Genomic DNA, 25,110 nt, shown 5'->3' with positions numbered 1-25,110 from the left:
GGCCCGGCCGGTCGAACGAGCGAAGGGACCAGCCCGTGTCCGGCAGCGCATCCGCCTCCAACAGCGACCCCACCGCCTCGCGTGCCGACCCCGCCCCCGGGTCGGGTGTCGACGCCGCCGCGGGGCTGGACGCGGCGTTCTTCGTGCGGTGGCTGGCGGCGGTGGACACCGCCGTCGCCCGGGAGGCGGACCGTCTCACCGAGCTCGACGCGGCGATCGGGGACGCCGACCACGGCAGCAATCTGCGCCGCGGCTTCGCCGCCGTCACCGCCGCCCTGGACGCCGATCCACCGGCCACCCCGGGGGCGGTGCTGGCGCTGGCCGGGCGGCAGTTGATCTCGACGGTGGGCGGCGCCTCCGGGCCGCTGTACGGCACCCTGCTGCGGCGTACGGGCAAGGAGTTGGGCGACGCGCGGCAGGTCAGCGCGGTGCGGCTGGGAGTGGCGCTGCGAGCCGGGGTCGCCGCGGTGGCGCAGCTCGGCGGGGCGGCGCCGGGTGACAAGACGATGCTGGACGCCCTGGGGCCGGGGGCCGACGCACTGGGCGCGGGCGACGCGGACGACGCGACCGCCTCCGCTCCCGCCGGCGCGGGGGGCGGGGACGCCGAGCTGTTCGCCGTGGCGTCGGCCGCGGCCGAGGAGGGCGCGCGGGCGACGGTGGAGCTGCGGGCGCGCAAGGGGCGGGCCAGCTATCTGGGGGAGCGCAGTGTCGGGCACCTGGACCCGGGCGCGGCTTCCTCGGTGCTGCTGTTCGCGGCCCTCGCGGAGGTGGCGCGGTGAGCGCGGTGCGGCGGGTGGCCGAAGACGGTCGGGTCGGGGTGGTCGTGGTCTCGCACAGCGGCCCGGTCGCGGCAGCCGTCGCCGACCTGGCCCGGGGTCTGGCGGGGCTGGCGAGCGCGCCGGTGGCGCCCGCGGGCGGCACTCGCGACGGTGGTCTGGGCACGAGCGCGGAGCTGGTGGTCGAGGCGGCGCGGGCGGTGGACGGCGGCGCGGGCGTGGCGCTCCTGGTGGACCTGGGCAGCGCCGTCCTGACGGTCAAGGCGCTGCTGGCCGACGAGGACGAACTGCCCGCCGGCACCCGGCTGGTGGACGCCCCGCTGGTGGAGGGCGCGGTGGCGGCGGTGGTCACCGCCGCCACCGGAGCCGACCTGGACGCCGTGGCAGCCGCCGCCGAGGAGGCGTACGACTACCGCAAGGTGTGAGCGCCAGGGGCACTGTGGAGCTGGGCCGAGGGCGCGGAGGCGGCGGCGCGGATGGCTGGGCGCCTCGGCGTGGCGCGCGGGCTGTGGCGCCGCTCGCCACGTGGGTTGTCGTCGGTATCCGACCCCGTTCGGGCCGGCCGGGGCCCGGTTCAGAGCGGGGCCCGTGATGCCGGGCCCCACACGCCACAGGGCCGTGCACCGGGGTGTGCCACCGCACATCACACGGAACGCCCATGGCACACCACCCCACCTGGCTCAGCCGACGAGGCTTCCTCGCCTCCACACCAGGGCCCGCGACGCCAGGCCCACACACACCCGCTCGCACTGGGGCCCACACGCCACCACACCGCCACGCCGGACGTGACACCGCGTACGGCCCCGGATCCCGTTCGTGCCCCGTCGGGCCGAGGCACCCTGCCGGGCCGGGGTGCCTGGTCGGGTGTGGGGCACTCGGCCGGGCTTGGGGGTGGGTGGGGTGGTCAGGGGGTGGCTGGGCGGGGGGTGGGGAGCGGGTCGATGCCGCCGTGGTCGAGTCGGATCACGCGGGGTAGGCGTTCGATCGTGGATGCGCGGTGGGCGATGACGATCAGGGTGCGGTCGGCGCGGAGCACGTCGATCGCCGTCTCCAACGTGCGGGCCGTCTCGGGGTCGATGTCGGCGGTGGCCTCGTCGAGGACCAGGACGGCGGGGTCGACCAGGGCCGCCCGGACCAGGCCGATCAACTGCACCTCACCGGCCGACAGGCGGCCTCCTCCGCCACCCAGCCGGGTCGCGAGCCCGTCGGGCAGCCCTGTCACCCAGCTCTCCAGGCCCAGGCGGGCGATGGCCTCGCCCACCTCGTCCTCGGTCGGTCGGCGGGGCACCAGCGCCAGGTTGTCCCGGAGCGTGCCGCTGATCAGGTGCACGCGCTGGGGTACCAGGACGATGCGGCGGCGCAGCTCGCCCGGGGGCAGGTCGCGCAGGTCCACGCCGTCGTAGGTGACGCTGCCCGTGTCGGGGGTGTACAGGCCGGTGACGAGCTTGGCCAGGGTGGTCTTGCCGGCTCCCGTCGGGCCGACCAGGGCCACCCGGTCGCCGGCGGGGATGGTGACGTTCAGGCCGTGCAGCACCTCGGCGTCGGCGACGTAGGAGTAGCGCACGTCACGCACCTCCAGGTCGCCCCGTTCGGGCGTCGCGTACGGGTCCGGCCTACCCCGGCCGGGCTGCTCGCCTGGCGCGCCGGGCGTGTCCTCGACGGTCGGTCCGGAGACGGCGTCGGGGGCGGGGCGGGGCGGCCGGGCGGATGTGGTGGCCTCGGCCGTCCCGGTCGGTGGGGCCGTCGTCGTGAGCAGGTCGAGGAGGCGGGCCAGGCCGACCTTGGTGAGCTGCAACTGGCCGACCAGGTTGGACGCCTGGGTGGCCGAGTCGAAAAGCTGTCGGGTGGCCAGGATGAAGACGACGACGGTGCCGACGCTGATCCGTCCCTCGGCGGCCAGCCAACCACCGAGCAGCAGCAGGACGACCGTGGTCAGGCCCTGTACGACGCGCGAGAGGCTGATGACGAACAGCGACTTCTGGGTGCGGCGCGCGGCCTGGTAGCGGTGCTCGCTGTCGGCCAGGAAGCGCTGCCGCCAGGCGCCGACCCCGCTGTTGGTCTGGAGCATCTCGCGGGACTGGACCAGTTCGCGGTAGGTGGCGGCCACGGTGCCGGCGGCGGCGGCCTCGGCGGCGAACGCCGGGCCCGCCGCGCGCTTGAAGCGGCGCAGCACCCACACGATGCCGGGCACGAACACCACCAGCAGCGCGAGCGTGAGCAGCGGCGAGTAGCTCACCAGCAGGACGGTGGTGAACAGCAGGTAGCCCAGGACCGTGAGGACCTCGGGCAACTGGCTGCGCACGAAGTTGGCGAGATCGGCGATCTCGGTGGTGGTGCGCCGCAGCAGGTCGCCGGAGCGGTGCGCTTCGAGGAAGCGCAGCGGGGCCTGGGACAGCCGGCGAACGGCCAGTTCGCGCAGGGAGCGCACGACGCGTTCGCCGACCGTGGTGAGCCAGATCTCGGACTGCCGGAACAGCACGAGGCGTACCACGATCAGACCGACGAGCACGCCGGCGGCGGTGAGCAGGCCGGCGCGGTCGTCCTCGATGAGCTGGTCGACGCCGGCGCCGATGACGGCGGGTACGGCGACGGTGCAGGCGGTGGCCGCCGCGCTGCCCACCAGCGCGAGCGCGATGCCGCGGCGTTCGGCGCGCAGGTAGGGCCAGGCGCGGCGTAGGACGGCCTCCTGCTGGGGGGCCTCGGAGAGTCCCTGCTGCTCAGCCACCCGCGCTCACCCGCTTCTCGTCGGCCACGGCCGGTGTCGCCGCGTGGTCCAGGGTGATGACGCGGTCGGCGGCGGCGAGCACGGCCGGACGGTGCGTGGCGAAGACCACGGTCATCGCGTCGGCGCGGGTGGTGAGTCGTTCCACGATGGCCTTCTCGGTTTCGGTGTCGACCGCTGAGGTCACGTCGTCGAGCAGCAGGACGCTCGGCTCGCGCAGCAACGCCCGTGCCAGCGCCAGGCGTTGGGACTGGCCGCCGGAGAGGGTGTTGCCGCCCTCCCCCAGCGGCGTCTCCAGGCCGTCGGGCAGCGCGGCGAGGTAGTCCTCCAGCGCGGCCAGCCGGCAGGCTTCGCGCAGTTGCGCGTCGCTGAAGTCGCCCCCCAGGCGCAGGTTCTCGGCCAGGGTGCCGCTGATGGTGACCGGCCGCTGCGGTACGTAGGCGATACGGGCCCGCAGTTCCTCGGGCGCGGCCCGGGTCAGCGGTACGGCTCCGTACCGTACGGCGCCCTGGCTGGTGGCCTCCAGGTGGGCCAGGACGCGCAGCAGGGTGGTCTTGCCCGAGGCCATCGGGCCGGTGACGGCGACCAGTTCGCCGGGGCGGGCGGTGAGGCTGGTGGGGGCCAGGATCGGGCGGCCCTCGCGGTGCACGCCGACACCCTCGGCGACCAGGTCGCCGGTGGCCGGCAGCGCGGTGGGCTCGGCGGGCGCGGCCAGGGCCGGTTCGCTCTCAAGGACCTCGGTCAGGCGGCGGGCGGCGGTGCGGGCCTGGCTGAGCTGGCTCAGCCGCAGGGTGAGCACGCCCACCCACAGCACCAGCATGCTCATCCAGCTCGTGAACGCCACGATGCCGCCGATGGACATGTCGTCGCGCAGGACGGCCAGGCCACCGACGCCCAGGCCGACGCCGATGGCCAGGCCGGGCACGAACGGTGAGGCGGCGGCCCAGCTCGCCGAGACCCGGGCGGTGAGCAGGGTGTGGTGGGTGACGTGGGAGCTGCGTTCGTCGTGCCGTTCCACCAGGGCCCGTTCGCCGCCGAGGCCACGGACGGCGGCGCTGGCGGACAGCAGTTCCTCCACCGCGTCGGCGCGGGAACCGTGGGCGGTGGACAGGTCGGCATTGGCCGCTCCGAACCACTTGGGGAAGAGCACGGTGTTGATGAGCACCAGCGGCGGCACGCAGGCCAGGCCGACCACGGCGAGCAGCGGATCGAGGCCGAGGATGGCGACGATCATGACGACGAAGCCGACGGCGCCGGTGACGAAGGAGGCGAAGCCCATCAGCCAGGTGCGTATCAGGTCGACGTCGCGCGTGCCACGCATGCTCAGGTCGCCCTCGCCGTACCGGCCCAGGGCCGCGCCGTCCAGGGCGGCGATGCGGTCGGCCAGGCGCAGGTAGAGCCGGTTGCCGGTGAGTGTCGCGCTGATCGTGGACTGCCAGCCGAGGACGATCTCGCCGAGCGCGGCGGCGACGCTGACGGCGGCGATGACACCGGCCCACCGCAGCGTGGCGGACGGCTCGTCGACGGTGATGCCCCGGTCCAGGGCCCGTTCCACGCACCAGGGCAGGCCGATCAGGGCGATCTGGTAGAGCAGGCCGCCGACGACGGCGATCGCGACGCGGCCCGCGTTGTCGCGCAGGCACCACAGCAGCAGGCCGGTGGGGCCCGGTCGCGGGTCGGCCACGGGGGGCGTCACGCGCCGCTCCCGGTGAGGCGGGTGGGCATGGTCGGCGCGACCTCCGTTGGCCGTTCGGGGTGGGGCGCCGGCCGCTGGTGGCCGCGCGCGGGCGTGGGCGGCGGGCCGGCCGGGGCGCCGGCTCGGGGGCGGTGGGCGCGCGGGAGGGGGTTCACGCGCGGGACGGGGTGGCTGCCCGGGGGGCGGTGGCTGCGCATGGGGCGCTCAGACCTCGCTGTCCTGTGTCTCGCCCCGCGTCCAGTACGCGGTGAGGTGGGTGTGGGCCCGGTCCATGCCGAGGGTGCGAACGTAGTGCCCGCGCAGGGACTTGACCACGCCCCGTTCGGCCGCGCCCCACACCCGGCCGGCGCCCGGCGGCAGCGTGGTCGCCAGCGCCGCCGCGTGCAGGGCCTCCCCCGCCGGGCGGCCGTCGCGGTGCAGCCAGGTGACGTCCACGTCCGCCACGGTGGGCAGCGGCTGTTGCTCCTGCGCGTCGGCGACCTCGATCAGGACCCGGGCCCTGGCCGTGGCGGGCAGGGCGGCCAGGGTGACGGCGATGGCGGGCAGGGCCGTCTCGTCACCGAGGAACAGGTACCAGGGCGCCTCGGGGTCCAGCGGGTAGGCCGGGCTCGGGCCGAACCAGATGCTCTCGTCGCCCGGTGCGACCGTCTCGGCCCAGCCGGAGGCGAGCTGGTCGGAGCCGTGCAGGACGAAGTCCATGTCGACCTCGGCCCGTTCGGGGCGGTGGTCGCGGATGGTGTAGCGGCGCAGTCGGGGGCGGGCGACGGACAGCAGGTCGCGGGCGGCCTCGGTGGTGAAGGGCCTGGGCAACTCGACGTGCGGCTCGTAGAAGTAGAGCGCGACGTGCTGGTCGGTGCCGTTGCTCAGGAAGGCTGACAGGTCATCACCCCCGAAGGTGATCCTGGTCATACGCGGGGTGATCCGGCGCACCTGGCGCACCCTCGTGACGTTCAGCCTGCCTGGCCGACGGCTCGCGTACCGGTGCTCTTGGGTCGACGCCCCGCTCATCCTGGTGGGCTCCTCACTGGCTCGACGATGGTCAACTCCCTAGATCTTGCGGCCAAGGAGTAAGTTAGGCAAGCCTAACCTTTGATGCGCGACATCGTCGCGCCGCATTCGACGTGCAAGGAGTACCGAGATGACCCGATCCGCCATCCCGTTCTCGCCTGTCAAGCGCCGGGCGTTCCTCGGCGGACTGGCCGGAACAGCCGCCGCCGTCGGGCTAGCCGCCTGCGGGGTGGGCGAATCCAACGACGATGACGACAAGAAGGGCGACAAGGGGGGCAAGGGCGGCGAGGGTGCGGACACGCGGAGCGTGAAGACGGAGAACGGCACCATCGAGGCGCCCGCCCACCCGCGGCGCGTCATCGCCACCGAGAACTGGGACGCGTTGATGCTGCTCGACCTCGGCATCGTGCCCGTGGGCATCCCGGACGGGGTCGCCAACCCCGCCGCGCTGCCCGCCGACATCTACCAGAAGCTGCGCCGGGTCAAGACGATCGGTGTGTCCGGTTCCCTCAACGCCCAGGCCATCGGGGCACTCAAGCCCGACCTGATCATCGACCAGTTCTACAAGGACAAGACGGCGCCGCTGAAGACCATCGCCCCGGTCGCGTACTACAACTGGCAGGACAGCGGGGCGCTCTGGTACGAGCAGCTCGACAAGATCGCGGACGCGGTCAACCGCCGCGACGCGCTCACCGACGCCAAGTCGGAATACCAGCGGCGGCTGAAGGAAGTGAAGGAGAAGTACGCCCAGCAGATCGCCAAGACGACCTGGGCGCCGCTCAGCGGCGGCCAGAACGGGGTGTTCTTCCTCGGTTCGACCCTGCTGACGGTCATGCGTGACCTGGGCCTGAGGATCGGGGCGAAGATCGCGCCGGACGAGGCGGGCTTCACCCAGAAGTCGTACGAGGAGCTGGAGATCCTCGACGACTGCGACGTGCTGCTCTACCCGCGGCTCTTCGACGGCAAGCCGCCGGCCCTGACCCAGCAGTTGCTGGACAACAAGGTGTGGAAGGGCGTCCCCGCCGTGAAGGCCGGCCACGCCTTCCCGATCCAGCACTACACGGTCGCGTCCTACCGCTGGGGCAACGGCGCGGTGGACGAGATCGAGAAGATCCTCCAGAAGCTGTGACCCGCTGAGCGCTGTGCGGGGCTGGCGGGTGGCCGGCCCCGCCGCCCGCGCGGTCGGTTGACTCCGGCCCCGTGGGCCCGGCTTCTCGCCCCGGGCCCACGGGGCCGGTCGCGTGCGCGGGTCCGGATCGCGCGGGTGGCGCCCGTGTGCACGGGGTCGCGCGCGGGGCGCCGGGGCGCGAAGGGGCGGGAAGGGAAGGCGCGCGCTCGCGGGGACCGGTCTCGGTGACGCCCCGCCGGGCGGGCGCCGGGCTCCCGGCACGCCGGTGGCGCGCGGGGGCCTGGCCCCCGCCCGCTACCGGCTCTGCCGTCCGCGCCGCTACGCGCCCGGCTCCGCGTCGCCGGGGCGCGCGCGGCCCAGGGCGGACAGGCCGCGCAGGGCCGTCGTCCACGCCTGGGCCAGTTCGCGCACGCTCTCCTCGGACAGGAGGCCGCCCGGCCAGACCCAACCGGCGCGGAGCCGCGGCCCGTCGGGGCCGTCGACCGTGGAGGCGGTGATGTCCAGCAGGTAGCCCACGGGCATGTCCAGGTCCCGGCCGCCGCCGAGCACGCCCGCCTCGGGCGCCGGGGCCCAGTCGCCGCCCCCGTCGGGCCCACCCTCGGGGGCCCCGGGAGCGCCGGGGTCGGGGTCGGCGTCCGCGACCGGGGCGCTGCCGACGAACCGGCCCAGGTAGTTGAACTGCACCTCGGGCGTGCCCAGCGCGGCCAGCAGCGGACCGGTGCGCGGGTTGAGGTAGCGCAGCAGACCGTAGCCGATGCCGTGGTCGGCCACCTCGGCGAGCTGGTCGCCGACGCGGCCGACCGCCTCGCGCAGCGCCCTGCCGTCGCCGTGCGCGCCAAGCGCCTCGGCCAGGTCGAGGCCGGCCGCGTCCAGCCGCACGGGGTAGACGGAGGTGAACCAGCCGACCGTGCGCGAGAGGTCGGCGCCGGGCACGATGTCCTGCTCGCGGCCGTGCCCTTCCATGGCCACCACCGTGCGTCCGGGGTCCGGGTCACCGCGCCGCTCGCGCCAGTGCGCGACGGCCACGGACAGCGCGCCCAGCAGCAGTTCGTTGACGCTGGCGCCCGTCTCGCGCACCGCTGTCGTCAGCAGCGGGCCGGTGTGCTCGGGCGCCAGCTCGACGCTGAGGTGGGTGAGGGTGCGGACGGTGTCGCGGGCCGGGTCCAGCGGGCGGGAGGCCAGCGGGGCCGTGGCGGCGGCCAGCGTCTGTCGCCAGTGCGGCAGTTCGCGTTCGCGCTCCGGGGTGGTCGCCGCGCTGGCCAACGCGCGTGACCAGGTGCGGAACGAGGTGGGGACGGAGTCCAGCTTGGCCTCGCCGCCCGTGTGGACCGCCTCCCAGGCCGCCCGCAGGTCCGGGTGGAGGACCCGCCAGGACACGCCGTCCACCACCAGGTGGTGCAGCAGCATCAGCAGCCGCCCGGGGCGGGTGGGGCCGGCGTCGAACCACACCAGGCGCGCCATCCGGCCCGCCCGCGGGTCGAGTTCGCCGACGGTGGCCAGCAGCTTCTCGCCCATGACGTGCGCCAGGTCACGGCCGGCGGGCACCTCGCGCACGTCGATCCGCTCCACCAGGTCCGCCGCCCGCACGGTCCCGGGCCCGGGGATGTCGAACTCCCAGCGCTCGGCGGCCCCGCTCGCCGGCTCGGCCCGGTGGCGTACCAGACGGGCGCGCAGCAGGTGGTGTCGGTCCAGCAGTGTCTGGACGGCCGAGGTGAGGTCGGCCAGGCCCAGCGCGGCCGGCACCCGCAGGACGGTGGACTGGGAGTACTCGCCGATGGGGCCGCCCAACTCGCGCAGCCACTCGATGATCGGGGTACTGGGCGCGGTGCCCACCCCGGCGGACTCCGCCTCGGCCGCACCGCGCGCGACGCCGGTCAGCGCGTCGGCCAGGGCGGCGGGCGTGCGCAGCAGGAACACCTGGCGCGGTGAGAGCCGCCAGCCGTCCGCGCGCAGGCGGCTGACGAGCTGGATGGAGACGATGCTGTCGCCGCCCAGGGCGAAGAAGTCGTCGTCCGCGCCGATCCGGGGCAGGCCGAGCACGGCCGCCATGGCCGCGCACAGCGCCCGCTCCCGCTCGCCTTCCGGCTCCCGGCCGCCGGCCGCGGCGCCGAAGTCGGGCGCCGGCAGCCGGGCCCGGTCGAGCTTGCCGTGCGTGGTCATCGGCAGTTCGGACACCACCACGAAGGCGGCGGGCACCAGGTGGGCGGGGAGGCGCTGGGCGAGATGGGCCCGCAGGCGCGCGGGGTCGGCGGTGGCACCGGCGCGTGGGACGACGTAGCCGACCAGGCGGCGTACGCCGGCGTCCTCGCGGGCCACGACGACGGCCTGGGCGACGGCCGGGTGGTCGGCGGCGGCCGTCTCGATCTCGCCGAGTTCGACCCGGAAGCCCCGGATCTTGACCTGGTCGTCGACGCGGCCCAGGAACTCCACCGCCCCCCGCTCGGTCCAGCGCGCCAGGTCCCCGGTGCGGTACAGGCGCCCGCCGGTACGCGAGAAGGGGTCGGCCACGAAGCGCTGGGCCGTCAGCGCGGAGCGGCCCAGATAGCCACGGGCCAGGCCGGCGCCGGCGATGTACAGCTCGCCGCTGACACCGGGCGGGACCGGGCGCAGCCCCGCGTCCAGCAGGTAGACCCGCGCGTTGTCCACCGGGTGGCCGATGACCTGCCGTGGGCTGTCCTCCATGCGGGCCAGCAGCGAGTCCACGGTGCACTCGGTGGGCCCGTACAGGTTGACGCTGCGGGTGTGCGGCAGCCGCTTCAGGCGGGTCCACTGGACGTCGGGCACGGCCTCGCCGCCCACGCCCAGCAGGGCCAGCGGGCAGTGCCCGCCCTCGGTCAGGCCGGCCCGCTCCAGCTGGGCCAGGACCGAGGGGGCCAGTTCGATGAAGTCGATCCGGTGGGTGCGCAGGTAGGCGGTCATCGCCTCCGGGTCGCCCTGGAGCTCCTCGGACAGGATGTGGACGGCGTGCCCGTGGAAGAGCCAGAGCTGGGGCTGCCAGGAGGCGTCGAAGGAGAACGACCAGGCGTGGCCGACGCGTAGCCTCCGGCGCCCGGTGGCGGCGACGGTCGGCTCGTACAGCGCCCTGCGGTGGCTGTGGAAGAGGTTGACGACGTTGCGGTGCGAGATGACCACGCCCTTGGGGGCGCCGGTGGAGCCCGAGGTGTAGATGACGTACGCCGGGTGCTGCGGGCGCAGGGGGCGCGTGCGGTCCCGGTCGGTGGGGTCGTGGTCGGGGCGGGTGCGCAGCCGCTCGCGTACGTCCCGCTGGTCCAGGTGGAGTACGGGGACCTCGGCCACCGGGCGGCTGGCGTCGATGCCGGTGGTGGTCAGCAGGAGGCGGGGGGCGGCGTCGCCGAGCAGGTAGCCGATGCGCTCGGCCGGGTAGTCGGGGTCGACGGGCAGGTAGGCGGCGCCCGCCTTGTGCACGGCCAGCAGCGCGATCATCGGGTCCAGGGTGCGCGGCAGCATGAGCGCCACCACGTCCTCGGGTCCGATGCCGCGCGCGATCAGCTCCCAGGCGAGCTGGTTGGCGCGGCCGTCGAGTTCGGCGAAGGTCAGGCGGGTCTCGTCGCGGACCAGGGCGGTGTCGTCGGGTGCCACGCGCACGCGTGCGGCCAGCAGCTCGGGCAGGGTCTGGTCGGCGTGCGGCTGGTCGGTGGCGTTCCAGTCCACGGTGATACGCGACCGCTCGGCCGGGTCCAGGACCTCCAGGCGGGCGCAGGGCTCGTCGGGCCGGGCCGCCAGGCTCTCCAGGACGCGGGTCAGGCGGCGTGCGAGGTCCCGCGCGTCGTCGTCGGTGAACAGGTCGGGCCGGTACTCCAGGGTGAGCCGGGCGTTGCCGGGGTCCACGGCCAGGGTGAGCGGGTAGTGCGTGGAGTCGGCGCTGTCGCCGCCGGTGACGGCCAGCGAGCCGGACTCCTCGGCGCGGCGCAGCCCGTCCGCGTCGACCGGGTAGCTCTCGAACACCAGCAGCGTGTCGAAGAGTTCGCCGGCGCCGGCGATCCGCTGGATGCGGGAGAGGCCGAGGTACTGGTGGGCCGAGAGCCTGGCCTGCTCGTCCTGGAGGCGGGCCAGCACCTCGCGCACCGTGCCGCCCGGGCGCAGGTCCAGCCGGACGGGCAGGGTGTTGATGAACAGGCCCGCCATGGTCTCCACGTCCTCGATCTCCGGGGGCCGCCCGGAGACGGTGGCACCGAAGACGACGTCCTCGCGGCCGGTCAGGCGCGCGAGGAGCACGCCCCAGGCGAACTGGACGACGGTGTTGAGGGTGACCCCGCTGCTCCGGGCCAGCGCCGTCAGCGACCGGTCCAGCGCCTCGGGGAGCTGGAGGGGGATGTGCCGGGAGAGCACGGGCCGGCGCGCCGGGTCGGCCGGCGCCAGCAGCGTCGGCTCACTGACCCCCGCCAGTGCCGTACGCCAGGCCGCCTCCGCCTCGCCGGCCTCGCGCGCCACCAGCCAGGCCAGGAAGTCGCGGAAGGGGCGGCGGCGGGGCGGCGGCGGGGTGCCGGCGGTGCGGGCCGCGTAGAGCTGGAAGAGCTCCTGGACGAGCAGCGGCAGCGACCAGCCGTCGAGCACCAGGTGGTGGTTGGTGACGACCAGCACGCTGCGGTCGGCGGCCAGGGTCACCAGGCGCATTCGCAGCAGCGGCGGGGCGGCGGGGTCGAACCGGCGGGTGCGCTCGGCGGCGGCCACCGTCGTGAGCAGGGCCTCGCGTTCGGCCTCCGGCAGGTCGGACAGGTCGCTGACCGACCAGTCCGGTTCGACCGCGTCGAGCACCAGCTGTACGGGGGTGCCGGTGGTGGTGTTCACGAACGCGGTGCGCAGGTTCTCGTGGCGGGCCAGCAGCTCGGCGGCGGCCTCGCGGAGCGCGGCGGTGTCGATGTCGCCCGACAGGCGCAGCGCGAGCTGCATGGTGTAGACGTCCACCGGCTCGTCGGGGGCCTCGCCGTCGGCCGTGGCCGGGTCCGACGCGCCCGCGCGGCCGGCCTCGTACGCCGGGTCCGATCCGTATGCCTCGGCGTCGTCGGCGGCCATGCCGGCCAGGAAGACCAGGCCCTCCTGGAGCGGGGTCAGCGGCCAGATGTCGCGCAGGTCCCGGTAGCGCGCGTCCAGCGCGGCCACCTCGTCCTCGGCGAGGCTGACCAGCGGGAAGTCGGAGGGGGTGTGGGTGGCCGGGCCGCCGTGGGCGGCCAGCCCGGTCAGCGCCGTCACCCACAGGTCGGCCAGCTCCGCCAGCTCCTCCCCGGTCAGGATGCCGGCCGGGCTGGACCAGCGGGCGCCGAGCACCGGGCCGTCGGGCCCGTCCACGGTGGAGGCGTTGATCTCCAGCGGGAAGAGCACCGGGGGCCGGCGGTGCCCGGGGCGGGGTGCGGGCAGCGCCTCGGGGGCCGGGCTCCAGGCGGTCTCGTGTTCGGGGTCGGCCGCGCCGTCCCCGGTGAAGCGGCCGAAGTAGTTGAAGACCACGGGCGGGGTGGTGTCGACGGCGGGCGGGGCCGAGGCGACGTCCACGCCGGGCGGACTCCCCTCGCCCGGGGCGGGTCGCGTCGCGGCGGCGGGCGCCTGGGCGGGCGGGGCCTGGCCGTCGGAGATCTGGCCGGCGGGCGCCTGACCGCTGGGGGTGTTGTCGTCCGAAGCCTGGCCGGGCGGCGTCGGAGCCTGCTTCGTCGGGGTGGCGGAGGGCCGGTCGTCCGGTGCCGGGTCGTGGGGCGGGTAGCGGAGCAGGCCGTAGCCGATGCCGTTCTCCGCCGGGGCGCGGAGCTGCTCCTTCATCCGGGTCAGGACGGCGCGGGCGGCGGGCCCGCCACCCAGCGCCTCCGTCAGGTCGGCGCCCGCCGGGTCCAGGACCACGGGGTACCAGGAGGTGAACCAGCCGACGGTGGTGGAGAGTTCGGCGCCGGGCACCGCGCTCTCCTCGCGACCGTGCCCTTCCACGGCGACCACGTCCCACCCCTCGCCCCGCTCGCCACGCAGCTCCCGCCAGCGGGCCATGGCCAGCGTGAGCGCGCTCAGCAGCACCTCGGGCACGGCGCCGTGCACGGTGGCCGGCACCTCGGTCAACAGGGCCCGGGTGAGCGCGGTGGGCAGTCGGCGCTCGGCGTGCGCCAGCGTGTCGGCGGTGTCGGTGGCCGGGTCGAGCGGACGCCGACCCAGCGGCAGCGCGGGCCCGGCCTCGCGGGCGCGCCACAGGTCCTCCTGCGCGCGGACGGCCGGGCGGCGGGCGGCGTCGGCCAGACCGAGCGCCCACTGCCGGAAGGGCGTGCCGCCCCTCGTGGGCCGGGGCAGCGCCCGCCCGGCCCGCGCCGCCGCGTGCGCGGCGGCCAGATCGGGGGTGAGCACCCGCCAGGACACGCCGTCCACCACCAGGTGGTGGGCGACCAGCAGCAGCCGGCCGGGTACGCCGGGCCCGGCGTCGCACCACACGGCGCGCAGCATGACCCCGGCGCGCGGGTCGAGTTCCCCGACGGCGCGGGCGGTGTGTTCGGCGACCAGGGTGGCCAGCGCGCCCGGGGCCAGGCCCCGCGCGTCCACTCGGGTGAGGACCCGCGCGCCGGTCACGGTCCCCGGGGGCGGTACGTCCAGGGCGGCGGTGCCCTCCGTCTCGACCAGTCGGGCGCGCAGCATCGGGTGGTGGTCCAGCAGCCAGCCCAGGGCGGTGGCCAGCGAGGCGCTGTCCGCGTCCGGCGGGGCGACGAGGTGGGTGAACTGGTGCAGGGCGTCGATGTCGGCCCGCTCCAGGGCCCAGCGCATGATGGGCGTGAGCGGTACCCGGCCGGTGGGCGCCACCTGGGGCGGCTTCGGCGCGCCGGCCACCGGGGTGGCGGCGCGGGCCAGGGCGGCGGCCGTCTTGTGCTCGAACACGTCGCGCGGGGTGATGACCAGGCCGGCCCGGCGGGCCCTGGCGACCAGTTGGATGGAGAGGATGCTGTCGCCGCCCAGGGCGAAGAAGCTGTCCTCGACGCCGGCCCGGGGCGTCCGCAGCAGGTCGGCGAACAGGTCGGCCAGCAGCGCCTCGCGGGCGTCGCGCGGCGCGGTGTGGGTGGCGGCGCCGGCCAGGTCGGGCGCGGGCAGCGCGCGCCGGTCGAGCTTGCCGCTGGGGCCCAGCGGCAGCGCGTCCAGGGCCACCAGCGCGGTGGGCACCATGTGGTCCGGCAGCCGGCCGGCCAGGTGGGCCAGCAGGTCCTCGGGGCTCGCCTCGGCGCCGGCGGCGACGACGTAGCCGGCCAGGTAGCGCTGGCCCGGCTGGTCCTCGCGTACCGTCACGGCGCACGCGGCGACCTGCGGGTGTTCGCCCAACACGGCCTCGATCTCGCCGAGTTCCACGCGCAGCCCGCGCAGCTTGACCTGCCCGTCGGCGCGGCCGACGAAGACCAGGGCGCCGTCGGCGCGGCGGCGCACCAGGTCGCCGGTGCGGTACAGGCGCCCGCCCGGCGGGCCGTAGGGGTCGGCCACGAAGCGCTCGGCGCTCAGCGCGGCCCGCCCCAGGTAGCCCTGGGCGAGTTGGTCGCCGCCGAGGTAGAGCTCGCCGACGACGCCCGGCGGCAGCGGGCGCAGCCAGGGGTCGAGCACCAGGGCGCGGGTGTTCCACACCGGCAGCCCGATCGGTACGGCGGCCGTGTCGGCGGGCCCGGTGGGCCAGGCGGTGACGTCCACGGCGGCCTCGGTGGGGCCGTACAGGTTGTGCAGCGCCGCGCCGGGCAGAGCGCGGCGGGTGGCCTCCGCGACGGCCGGCGGCAGCGCCTCGCCGCTGGCGAACACCAGCCGTGGCGAGCGGGCGTGCTCGGCGCCGGTGGCCTCGTCGTCCAGGTGGGCGGCGAAGGCGGCCAGCATGGACGGCACGAAGTGCGCGACGGTCACCCGGTGCCGGTCGATGGCGTCGGCCACCAGCGCGGGGTCGCGGTGCGCCCCGTCGGGCAGCACGACCAGCGTGCCGCCGGCGAGCAGCGGCAGGAACAGCTCCCACACCGAGACGTCGAAGCTGGCCGGCGTCTTGTGCAGCACCCGGTCGCCGGCCCCCACGGCGTACTCCTCGCGCATCCACGACAGCCGGTTGACGGCCGCCGCGTGCGAGACGACCACGCCCTTGGGGCGGCCGGTGGAACCGGAGGTGTAGATGACGTACGCGGGGTGCGCGCCGGTCAGTTCGGCGGGCGGGCCCACCGGGTCGGCCGTGGCCAGTTCGGCCTCGGTCGCGGGCGTGTCCAGGACCAGCGGGGTGTGGTCGGCGGGCAGGTCCGGCGCGTGCGCGGCGTCGGTGAGGGTCACGCGCGGGGCGCTGTCGGCGAGCATGTGGGCCACCCGCTCGGCCGGGTAGTCGGGGTCGACGGGCACGTACGCGGCGCCGGCGCGCTGCACCGCGTGCACCGCCACCACCAGGTCGACCGAGCGCGGCAGCACGATGGCGACGCGGGTGTGCGGGGTGGCGCCGCGCGCCCGCAGGAGGGCGGCGAGGCGGCCGACGCGCGCGTCGAACGCGGCGTACGTCAGCGGGGTGTGGCCCTGCCCGTCGACCAGGGCGAGGGCGTCGGGGGTGTCGGCGCAGACGGCGGCCACCAGGGCCGGCAGGGTCCGCGCGGGCAGGTCACGGGTCGGGCCGGTGGCGCTGGCCAGGGCGGTGGCGTGGTCGGCCGCGTCGAGTTGCGGGACGCGGTGCAGCGGTGTGTCCGGCCGCTCGACCAGCCGTTGGACCAGGGCCGCGAAACGGTCGGCCAGCGAGCGCGCGGTGGCCTGGTCGAACAGGGCGCTCTGGTAGTGCAGCAGGCCCGCGATGCCCTGTCCGCCGGGCCGTTCGGCCAGGGTGAAGCCGAGGTCGAAGCGGGAGACGCCGGGGTCGGCACCGAGCGGGGTGACGTCCAGGCCCGGCAGGGTGGGGCTCTCGCCGCTGAGGTTCTGGAAGACCAGCATCACCTGGAACAGCGGGTGGCGGGCCAGCGAGCGCTCGGGGGCCAGCAGGTCCACCAGGCGCTCGAAGGGCAGGTCGGCGTGTTCGAAGGCGGCCAGGTCGGTGTCCCGTACGCGGCGCAGCAGTTCGCGGAAGGTGGGTCGGCCGGCGACGCTGGTGCGCAGCACCAGGGTGTTGACGAAGAAGCCGACCAGGTCGTCCAGGGCCGCGTCACCGCGCCCGGCGACCGGCGTGCCGATGGGGATGTCGGTGCCGGCGCCGTGTCCGGCCAGCAGCGCGGCGAGCGCCGCCTGGGCGGCCATGAACACGCTGGCGCCCGTCTCGGCGGTCAACGCCCGCAGCGCCCGGTGGACCTCGGGGCCGAGCTCGAAGGACACGGCGCCGCCCCGGTTGTCGGCGACGGCCGGGCGGGGCCGGTCGTAGGGCAGGGCCAGCTCCTCGGGTGCCCCGCGCAGGGCCTGGCGCCAGTAGTCGGCCTGCTGGGAGAGCAGGCTCTCCGGGTCGCTCTCGGCGCCCAGGACCTCGCGCTGCCAGCGGGCGTAGTCGGCGTAGGCGACGGGCAGCGGCGGCCAGGTGGGGGCCGTGCCCCGACGGCGGGCCGCGTACGCCGCGCGCAGGTCCTGGACCAGGGGGCGCATGGACCACTCGTCGCCCGCGATGTGGTGCAGCGTCACGGACAGCACGTGGTCGCCGCCCACCCGCAGCAGCCGGACGCGCAGCGGGATCTGCTGGGTGATGTCGATGGCGGCCGTGGCGTCCGCGCGCAGCGCCGCGTCCAGGCCCGCCTCGGTGACCGGCACCGGGGTCAGGTCGCCCAGGGCGGTGGCGCCCTGGGTCGCGTCGAGCACGCGCTGGTAGGGGATGCCGAGGGCGTCCTGGTCGGCGGGCGCGGCGGCGGCGCCCGGCGCGCTCGCGAGGGCCTCTCCCCCGTCCTCGGGCGAGGGCTCCGACTCGGGCCGGCCCTCGGACTCGGGGAAGACCGTGCGCAGCGGCTCGTGGCGGGCGAGGAGGTCGGCGAGGGCGGCGCGCAGCGCGGGGGCGTCCAGATCGCCGGTCAGGCGGAGCGCGAAGTAGAGGTTGTAGGTGGCGCTCGGGCCCTCCAGCCGGTGCAGGAACCACAGCCGGCGCTGTGCGAAGGACAGCGGCTCCCGCGCGCCGCGCTCCCCCCGGGTCAGGGGCGCGCGGTGCGTCCCACGGGGCAGCACCACCTCGGCGAGGGCGGCCGGGGTGGGGTGGTCGAAGACGTCGCGGATGGCGACGTCGGTGCCCAGCGCGGAGCGCACGCGGTTGGCCAGGCGCATGGCCAGCAGCGAGTGCCCGCCCAGGGCGAAGAAGTCGTCGTCGGGCCCGGCGTCGGGCTGGCCGAGGAGGTCGGCGAAGAGGGCGACGAGCACGGCCTCGCGCGGGTCGCGGGCGGCCCGGCCGCGCTCGGTGACGGCCAGTTCGGGGGCGGGCAGCGCGGCCCGGTCCACCTTGCCGTTGGGGGTCAGCGGCAGCCGCTCCAGCGGCACCGTCAGCGAGGGCACCAGGTGTGCGGGCAGCCGGGCGGACAGGAACTCCGGCAGGCCCTCGGGCGCCCCGGTGACGTAGGCGACCAGGCGGGGGGTGCCCACCGGGTCGGGCACCGCGACCACCACCGCGTCCGTGACCCGTGGGTGCTCGCGCAGGGCCGTCTCGATCTCGCCGGGCTCCACCCGGTGGCCCCGGATCTTGACCTGGTGGTCGACGCGGCCGGCGACGCGCAGCGTGCCGTCCGGGCGCCAGGCGGCCAGGTCACCGGTGCGGTAGAGGCGGGCGCCGGGCGGGCCGAACGGCGAGGCCACGAAACGCTCGGCGGTCAGCGCGGGCCGGCCCAGATAGCCACGGGCCAGGCCCGCGCCACCGAGGTAGAGCTCGCCGAGGGTGCCGGCGGGCACCGGGCGCAACCACGGGTCGAGCACGTGCGCGGAGGTGTTGGGCAGGGCGTGCCCGATGTGCGGCTCCTGGTCGGCCGTCAGGTCGCCGGCCGTGGACCAGACGGTGGTCTCGGTCGGCCCGTACAGGTTGACCAGGCGCGCGCCCCGGGTGGCGAGGGTGGTCGCCAGGTCGGGCGCGAGCGGCTCGCCGCCGGACAGGACGCGCAGGCCCGCCAACGCCTCGGGCACCGTCTCGGCGATGCCCCGCCACAGCGAGGGCGTGGCCTGCATGAGGGTGGCCCCGGTGCGCGCGGCCAGGTGGGCCAGCAGGCGCGGGTCGGTGACCTGGGCGCGGTCGGCCAGGACGACGGTGGCGCCGGTGCACAGCGGTACGAAGAGTTCGAGGGCCGCGATGTCGAAGCCGACCGTGGTCACGGCGAGCAGCCGGTCGCCGGGGCCGGTGCCCAGCAGGTCGGCCATCGCCTCCAGCAGGTTGCCCAGGCCCCGGTGGGTGACGACGACGCCCTTGGGGCGGCCGGTGGAACCCGAGGTGTGGATGACGTACGCGGTGCCCTCGGGCCGGACGGTCGGCGCGGGCGCGGTGGGCTGGGCCTCGGCCGGCTGGCGCGGGGCGAGCACCGGCGAGGCCGCGTCCACCACGAGCACCGGGCGGGTGTCGGCCAGCAGGTAGGCGACGCGCTCGGCGGGGAACTCGGGGTCGACGGGGACGTAGCCGGCGCCGGTGTGGGCCACGGCCAGCAAGGTGGCGACCAGGTCGGCCGAGCGGGGCAGCGTGAGGGCCACCAGGTGCTCGGGGCCGGCGCCGCGCGCGGTCAGGCGGGCGGCGATCAGGCGGGCGCGCTGGTCGAGTTGGCGGTAGGTCCACTCCTGGTCGCCGGCGACGAGCGCGGTGGCCTCGGGGGTCGCCGCCGCCTGTCGGGTGAACCGCTCGGCCAGTCCCGCCGGCGCGATCGGCCGGGTGGGGCCGTGCGCCGCCCGCTGGTCGACGGTGGCCGGCCGAAGGGCGGCCACCGGTGTGCTGGGCCGGCTGACGAACTGGTCGAGCACCTCGACCAGGTGGGCGCCGATGGCGCGGGCCCGCTCGGCGGGCAGCAGTTCGGGACGGTGGTCGATGGCCAGGCCGAGCCGGTCGGTGCCGGGCAGGGCGACGAGCACCAGTGGGTAGTGGGTGGCGTCGTGGCCCTGGGCGCCGGTGACCGCCAGGCCCGCGCGCCGCTCGGTGCGGCGTAGTTGCTCGGAGTCGACCGGGTAGTTCTCGAACAGCAGCAGCGTGTCGAAGAGTTCGCGGTGCCCGCTCGCCCGCTGGAGCTCGGCCAGTGACGCGTACTGGTGGTCCATCATGCGGACCTGCTGGTCGCGCACCGCGTGCACGACCTCCACCAGCCGCTGGGTCGGGGCCAGGGTGACGCGGGTGGGGAGGGTGTTGATGAACAGGCCGATCATGCGGTCGGCGCCGTCCAGGTCGGCGGGGCGGCCGGAGACGGTGACGCCGAAGACGACGTCGGTCCGTCCGGTGAGCCAGCCCAGGAGGACGCCCCAGGCGGCCTGGAGCACCGCGTTGACGGTGACGCCCTCGGCGCGGGCGAAGGTCGTGATCCGCGTGGCCAGGTCGGCCGGCAGGTCCACCGCCACCCGGCCCGGCACGCTCGCGGGCGCGGCGGAGGCGGTGGGCGCCAGCAGGGTGGGCCCGTCGATGTCGGCCAGGGTGGCGCGCCAGGCGTCGGCGGTGGCGGCCGGGTCGCGGTCGGCGAGCCAGAGCAGGTAGTCGCGGTAGGGGCGCGGGGCCGGCTCGGGCGTGCCCCGGTAGAGGTCGAGCAGGTCGCGGATGAGCAGCGGGCCCGACCAGCCGTCGAGCAGCAGGTGGTGGGAGGTCAGCGACAGCAGGTGGGTGCGCTCGCCGAGCCGGATCAGGGTCAGCCGGGTCAGGGGAGGTACCGCCAGGTCGAAGCGTCGCTCCCGCTCCTCGGCGAGCACCTGGCGCGCCCGGGCGCGCACCTCGTCGGGTACGGCGGCGTGCGGCGCGGCGGTGGGCGCCCGGCCCCCGTGGGTGGCGTCGTCCCGGTGGTCCGTCGGGGCGGCCTGGTCGGTGGGGCCCAAGTCGATCGCGCGCCAGGGCATGCGCACCCGCTCGGGGATGGCTTGGAGCGGTTGCGCGTCGGGTCGGATGTGGAAGGCGGCGCGCAGGTTCGGGTGGCGGGCCAGCAGGTCGTCGGCCGCCGCCCGCATCCGCGCGGCGTCCAGGTCGCCCTCGACCTCCAGGGTGAGCTGGGTGGTGTAGACGTCGGGGCCCGTGCCGTCGGCGTCGTAGGAGGACAGGAAGAACAGGCCCTGCTGGAGGGGCGAGAGCGGCAGCAGGTCGGCCAGCGGTCCGCTCGCCGCCTCGATCGCCTCGATCTCCTCCTGCGCGGCGCTCACCAGCGGGAAGTCGCCGGGGCTGTGGCCGCCGGCGCCGGGGCGGGCACCGGTCGCGGCCAGCGCCCTCAGGGCCGCGAGCCAGCACTGGGCCAGCCGCTCCACGTCCGGGGCGGCCAGCAGCCGGGCCGGGAAGGTGAACGCGGCCTGGAGCCGGGGCCCCTCGGGACCGTCGAGGGTGGAGGCGTTGAGTTGCAGGGTGTGCGAGGCGGGCAGCCTGTCGTCGGCGCCGCCGCCGAGCGAGCCGGTCAGCGCGGCGGGTGCCCAGTCGCGCTCGGCCCCGTCGCCGGCACCGAAACGACCGAGGTAGTTGTAGCCGATGGCGGCCGTGGGCAGCGCGGCACCCGCCTCGTCGGCGGCGGGCCGCAGATGGCGCAGCAGGCCGTGGCCGATGCCGCTGTCGGGAGCGGCCCGCACCTGCTCCTTGACCCGCTTGAGGGCGGCGGAGGCGTACGCGGCCCCGGCGGGGTCGAGCCCGGTCAGGTCCAGGCGTACGGGGTGGACGCTGGTGAACCAGCCGACCGTGCGGGAGAGCTCGGCCCCCGGAACGGCCTCCTCCACCCGGCCGTGGCCCTCGATGTCGACCAGCACCGGCCGTGCCCGGCCGCGCCAGTCGGCCAGGGCCAGCGCCAGGGCGGTCAGCAACACGGCGTCGGGGCCGGTGTGGAACGCCTCGGCCACCTCGGTCAGCAGCGGTCCGGTGACCGCCGGCGGCAGTTCGACGGCGACGGTACGCAGCGTCCCCAGCGTGTCCGTGGCCGCGTCCAGCGGCAGCGGGCTGATCTGGAGCGGGTCACCGTCAGCGAGGGCGCGCCAGTGCGCGAGTTCGGCGGTGCGCCGCGCGGAGGCGGCCTCCTCGGCCAGGCCGAGCGTCCAGGCGCGCGGCGAGGTGCCCACCGGCGGCAGGCTGGCCCTGCGGCCCTGGGCGGCGGCGTCGAAGGCCGCCGCCAGGTCCTCGGTGAGCACGCGCCAGGAGACGCCGTCGACCACGGCGTGGTGGACGAGGACGGCCAGCAGGCCGGGCTCGCGCGGCCCGGCGTCCAGCCACACCAGGCGCAGCATGGTGCCGCCGAAGGGGTCCAGGGCGCGGGCGGCCGTGGTGGCGCGGGCACGCAGCGTCCGGGCGTGCTCGGCCGCCGGCAGCCCGGTGGCGTCCACCCGCTCCACCAGGCGGGCCGCGTCCAGCGTGCCGGGGGCGGGGAACTCCAGGGCGGTGGGAGTCAGCGTGGCGCGCAGCGCGTCGTGGTGGTCGATGACCTGACCGAGTCCGGCGACGAGGTGGGCGGTGGTGGTGCCGGCCGGGGTGCGCAGCACGGTGGACTGGTGGTAGTCGGCGATGGGCCCGCCGCGCTCGACCAGCCAGCGCAGGATGGGCGTCAGCGGCGCGCCGCCGGTGGCGGGTACGGCGGCCGGCGCGGGTTCGGCGGACCGCTGTTCGACGGCGGCCAGGGCGGCCACGGTGCGGCGCTCGAACACGTCGCGCGGGCGCAGCCGCAGGCCCTGCCGGCCGGCGGCGCCGACGAGCTGGATGGAGGAGATGCTGTCGCCGCCCAGCGCGAAGAAGCTGTCGTGTACGCCGACCTCGGGTACGCCCAGGACCTCGGCGAACAGACCGGCCAGTACGCGTTCGCGCGCGTCGCGCGGGGCGGTGCCCTCGCTGGCGGGGGTGAGGTCGGGGGCGGGCAGCGCCGTCCGGTCGATCTTGTTGGCGCCGGTGACCGGCAGCGTGTCCAGGGTGACGAAGGCCGCGGGCACCATGTGCTCGGGCAGCGCGGCGGCCACCCACGCGGTCAGCTCCCCGGTCTGGACCTCGGCGTCGGTCGCCGGCACGACGTAGGCCACCAGGCGCCTGGTGCCCGCCGCGTCGGCGCGGGCGACGACCACGGCGCGGGTGAGGGCCGGGTGGTCGGTCAGCAGCGCCTCGATCTCGGCGGGTTCGACCCGGAAGCCGCGGATCTTGATCTGGTGGTCGGTGCGCCCCGCGTACTCCAGCTCTCCCGAGGCGTTCCAGCGGGCGAGGTCGCCGGTGCGGTACATGCGGGTGCCGGCCGGGCCGAAGGGGCAGGCGACGAAGCGGTCGGCGGTGGTGCCGGGGCGGCCGACGTAGCCACGGGCCAGGCCGACGCCGGCGACGTAGAGCTCGCCGAGCACGCCGGGCGCGACCGGGCGCAGCGCCCCGTCCAGGACGTAGGCCCGCTTGTTGACGTCCGGGGGGCCGATCGGGACGGGGCCGCCGTCCCAGGAGGCGGGCACGAGCCAGGTGGCGGAGTTGACCACGGCCTCGGTGGGCCCGTACGCGTTGAACAGGCGGTGTCGGCGCGCCCAGGTGCGCACCACCTCGGCGGGCAGCGCCTCGGTGCCGACGATCATCGTCATGTCGGCGGGCAGGGCGACGTCGGTGGGCAGCGAGGCGACGACGGTGGGCGGGATGACGGCGAGCGTGATCCGCGCCCGCACCAGGAAGTCGGCCAGCGGCGCGCCGGCCCGCTCCTCCTCGGGCACCACGACCAGGGTGGCGCCGGCGAACAGCGAGTTGGCCAGTTCGCAGAAGGTGACGTCGAAGCTGGGCGAGGCGAACTGGGTGACCCGGTCGCCCGGGGCGGTGGCGAAGCGGTCGTGGGCCCAGGCGACCAGGTCGGCCAGCGGCCGGTGGGCGACCAGGACGCCCTTGGGGGTGCCGGTGGAGCCCGAGGTGTAGATGACGTACGCGGCGTTCTCCAGCCGCAGCGGCTGGTGTCGGTCGGCGTCGGTGGGGTCGTGGTCGGGCCCGTCCTGCGGGAGGTCGGCCAGGTGGGCGACGGGGGTGCCGGGCGCCCAGGGGGTGGGGTCCACGCCGGGGGCGGCCAGGATCAGGTGCGGGCGGGCGTCGTCGACCAGTGCGCGCAACCGCTCGGCGGGGTAGTCGGGGTTGAGCGGCAGGAAGACGCCACCGGCCTTGCCGACGGCCAGTTGGGCGACGTAGACGTCGGCGCCGCGCGGCAGGGCCACGCCGACGGGCCGCTCGGGGCCGACGCCGAGGCCGATGAGGGTGTGGGCCAGCCGGTTGGCGCGCGCGTTGAGCTGGCCGTAGGTCAGCTCGACGGCGCCGTCGGTGACGGCGGGCCGGGCGGGCACCTCGTGCGCCCAGCGCTCGAACAGCTCGGGCAGGGTACGCGGCGTAACCGGGGTGAGGTGGCCGTTCCACTCGTGGGTCACCCGGGCGCGCTCGGCGGGGGTGAGCAGGTCGAGGTGGGCCAGGGGCTGTTCGGGGTCGGCGGTGAACTCCTCGATGGCGCGGCGCAGTTGGTCGGCCACGCCGCGTACGTCCGGCTCGGTGAGGGCGTCGGAGCGGTAGCGCAACCGCAGGCCGAGCCCGCCGTCCCCGGTGGGCGCGGCGACCAGCGTCAGCGGGTAGTGGGTGGCGTCCTGTCCGGTGATGGCGCCCACGCGCAGGCCCGCGAAGACGGTGTCCCGCCCGGCGTCGGCCGGCCCCGTGTCGGCGGTGCCGGAGTCCACGAGGTAGTTCTCGAAGACGGCGAGGGTGTCGAAGAGCGGCCCCAGGCCGGCGAGGCGCTGGATGTCGCCGAGCCCCAGGTGGTGGTGGGGCAGCAGGGCGGCCTGTTCGGCCTGGACCCGGCCCAGGAGCGCGGTCAACGTCTCCTCGTAGCGGAGCCGGACGCGGATCGGGACGGTGTTGATGAACAGGCCGACCATCGACTCCACGCCCGGCAGTTCGGCGGGGCGGCCGGAGACGGTGGAGCCGAAGACGACGTCCGTACGGCCGGTACGGCCGGCGAGCACCAGGGCCCACAGCAGCTGCACGGCCGTGGGCACGGTGGCGTCCAGCCGGCGCGCGGTGGCCGTCAGCGCGGCGGCCAGCTCCGGGTCCAGGTCGACGGTGACGGTGCCCGGTTCGGCGGGGGGCTGGTCGGCGGCGCCGGGGGCGACCAGCGTCGGCCCCTCAAGCCCGGCCAGCGCCGCGTGCCAGGCCCGCTCGTCGGCGACGGTGTCCTGGGCGGCGGCCCAGGCCAGGTAGTCGCGGTAGGGGCGCACGGGCGGCAGGGCCGAGGGGTCGCCGGCGGCGGCGTAGAGCGCGAACAGCTCCTGGATGACCCTCGCCGTCGACCAGCCGTCGAGCAGCAGGTGGTGGTGGGTCAGCAGCAGCCGGTGCCTGGCGGGGCCCAGGCGGATCGTGGCGCAGCGGATCAGCGGCGGGCTGCCCAGGTCGAACCGGGTGCGCCGGTCCTCGTCGGTGAGCTGGTCCAGCCGCTCGCGCTGGGCGTCCGCGGCCAGGGAGGACAGGTCCACCTCCCGCCAGGGCAGCTCGACCTGGTGCGGGACGAGGGTGACGGGCTCGCCGTTCTTGCGCTGACGGAAGGCCGCCTTGAGGTTGGGGTGCCGGGTCAGCAGGGCGTCGGCGGCGGTGCGCAGCCGCTCGACGTCCAGCTCCCCTTCGAGGTCGAAGCCGAGCTGGACGGTGTAGACGTCCAGCGCGCTCTCGTCGTACGACGAGAGGAAGAACAAGCCCTTTTGCAGGGGGGACAACGGCAAGATGTCCAAAAGCCCCGAACGC

7 protein-coding genes are annotated in these 25,110 nt (G+C 76.1%); 3 read left to right on the top strand and 4 right to left on the bottom strand.

Annotated elements, in window-relative coordinates; translation table 11 throughout:
• Positions 1-35: 35 nt before the first annotated feature.
• Both dhaL and ACFVFR_RS21815 read left to right on the top strand, forming a co-directional pair.
• Complete coding sequence (dhaL, locus tag ACFVFR_RS21820; RefSeq protein WP_383704201.1) at positions 36-779, top strand: dihydroxyacetone kinase subunit DhaL; 744 nt, start codon at positions 36-38, stop codon at positions 777-779.
• Positions 776-1,201 carry a PTS-dependent dihydroxyacetone kinase phosphotransferase subunit DhaM gene (locus ACFVFR_RS21815; RefSeq protein WP_383704199.1) on the top strand — a complete coding sequence of 142 codons (426 nt, stop codon included), beginning with the start codon at positions 776-778 and terminating at the stop codon, positions 1,199-1,201. Before dhaL ends, ACFVFR_RS21815 begins: the two co-directional genes overlap by 4 nt.
• Before the next feature lie 479 nt (positions 1,202-1,680).
• Here the strand turns inward: ACFVFR_RS21815 and ACFVFR_RS21810 are convergent, their stop codons facing one another.
• The 3 genes from ACFVFR_RS21810 to ACFVFR_RS21800 all read right to left on the bottom strand — a co-directional run bounded on the left by ACFVFR_RS21810 (position 1,681) and on the right by ACFVFR_RS21800 (position 6,202).
• Positions 1,681-3,501 carry an ABC transporter ATP-binding protein gene (locus ACFVFR_RS21810; protein ID WP_383704197.1) on the bottom strand — a complete coding sequence of 607 codons (1,821 nt, stop codon included), beginning with the start codon at positions 3,499-3,501 and terminating at the stop codon, positions 1,681-1,683.
• Positions 3,494-5,194: an ABC transporter ATP-binding protein gene (locus ACFVFR_RS21805; protein ID WP_383704195.1), complete on the bottom strand. Its 1,701-nt coding sequence runs from the start codon at positions 5,192-5,194 to the stop codon at positions 3,494-3,496. The genes ACFVFR_RS21810 and ACFVFR_RS21805 overlap by 8 nt, the downstream gene beginning before the upstream one ends.
• A gap of 204 nt (positions 5,195-5,398) precedes the next feature.
• On the bottom strand, positions 5,399-6,202 hold the full coding sequence (locus ACFVFR_RS21800) for a siderophore-interacting protein (protein ID WP_383704193.1): 804 nt from the start codon (positions 6,200-6,202) through the stop codon (positions 5,399-5,401).
• Between the two features lie 130 nt (positions 6,203-6,332).
• On the opposite strand from ACFVFR_RS21800, the gene ACFVFR_RS21795 reads away from it, so the two are divergent.
• Entirely contained in the window at positions 6,333-7,331 is a 999-nt protein-coding gene (locus tag ACFVFR_RS21795) for an ABC transporter substrate-binding protein (RefSeq protein WP_383704191.1), read from the top strand.
• Positions 7,332-7,649: 318 nt separating this feature from the next.
• Here ACFVFR_RS21795 and ACFVFR_RS21790 read toward each other — a convergent pair whose 3' ends face one another.
• Complete coding sequence (locus ACFVFR_RS21790) at positions 7,650-25,082, bottom strand: amino acid adenylation domain-containing protein (RefSeq protein WP_383704189.1); 17,433 nt, start codon at positions 25,080-25,082, stop codon at positions 7,650-7,652.
• Positions 25,083-25,110 lie beyond the last annotated feature (28 nt).

Source organism: Streptomyces sp. NPDC057702 (assembly GCF_042799315.1).
Classification (GTDB): Bacteria; Actinomycetota; Actinomycetes; order Streptomycetales; family Streptomycetaceae; genus Streptomyces.
Note: the sequence above shows the minus strand (reverse complement) of the source record. Positions and strands in the feature narration are given on the sequence as shown.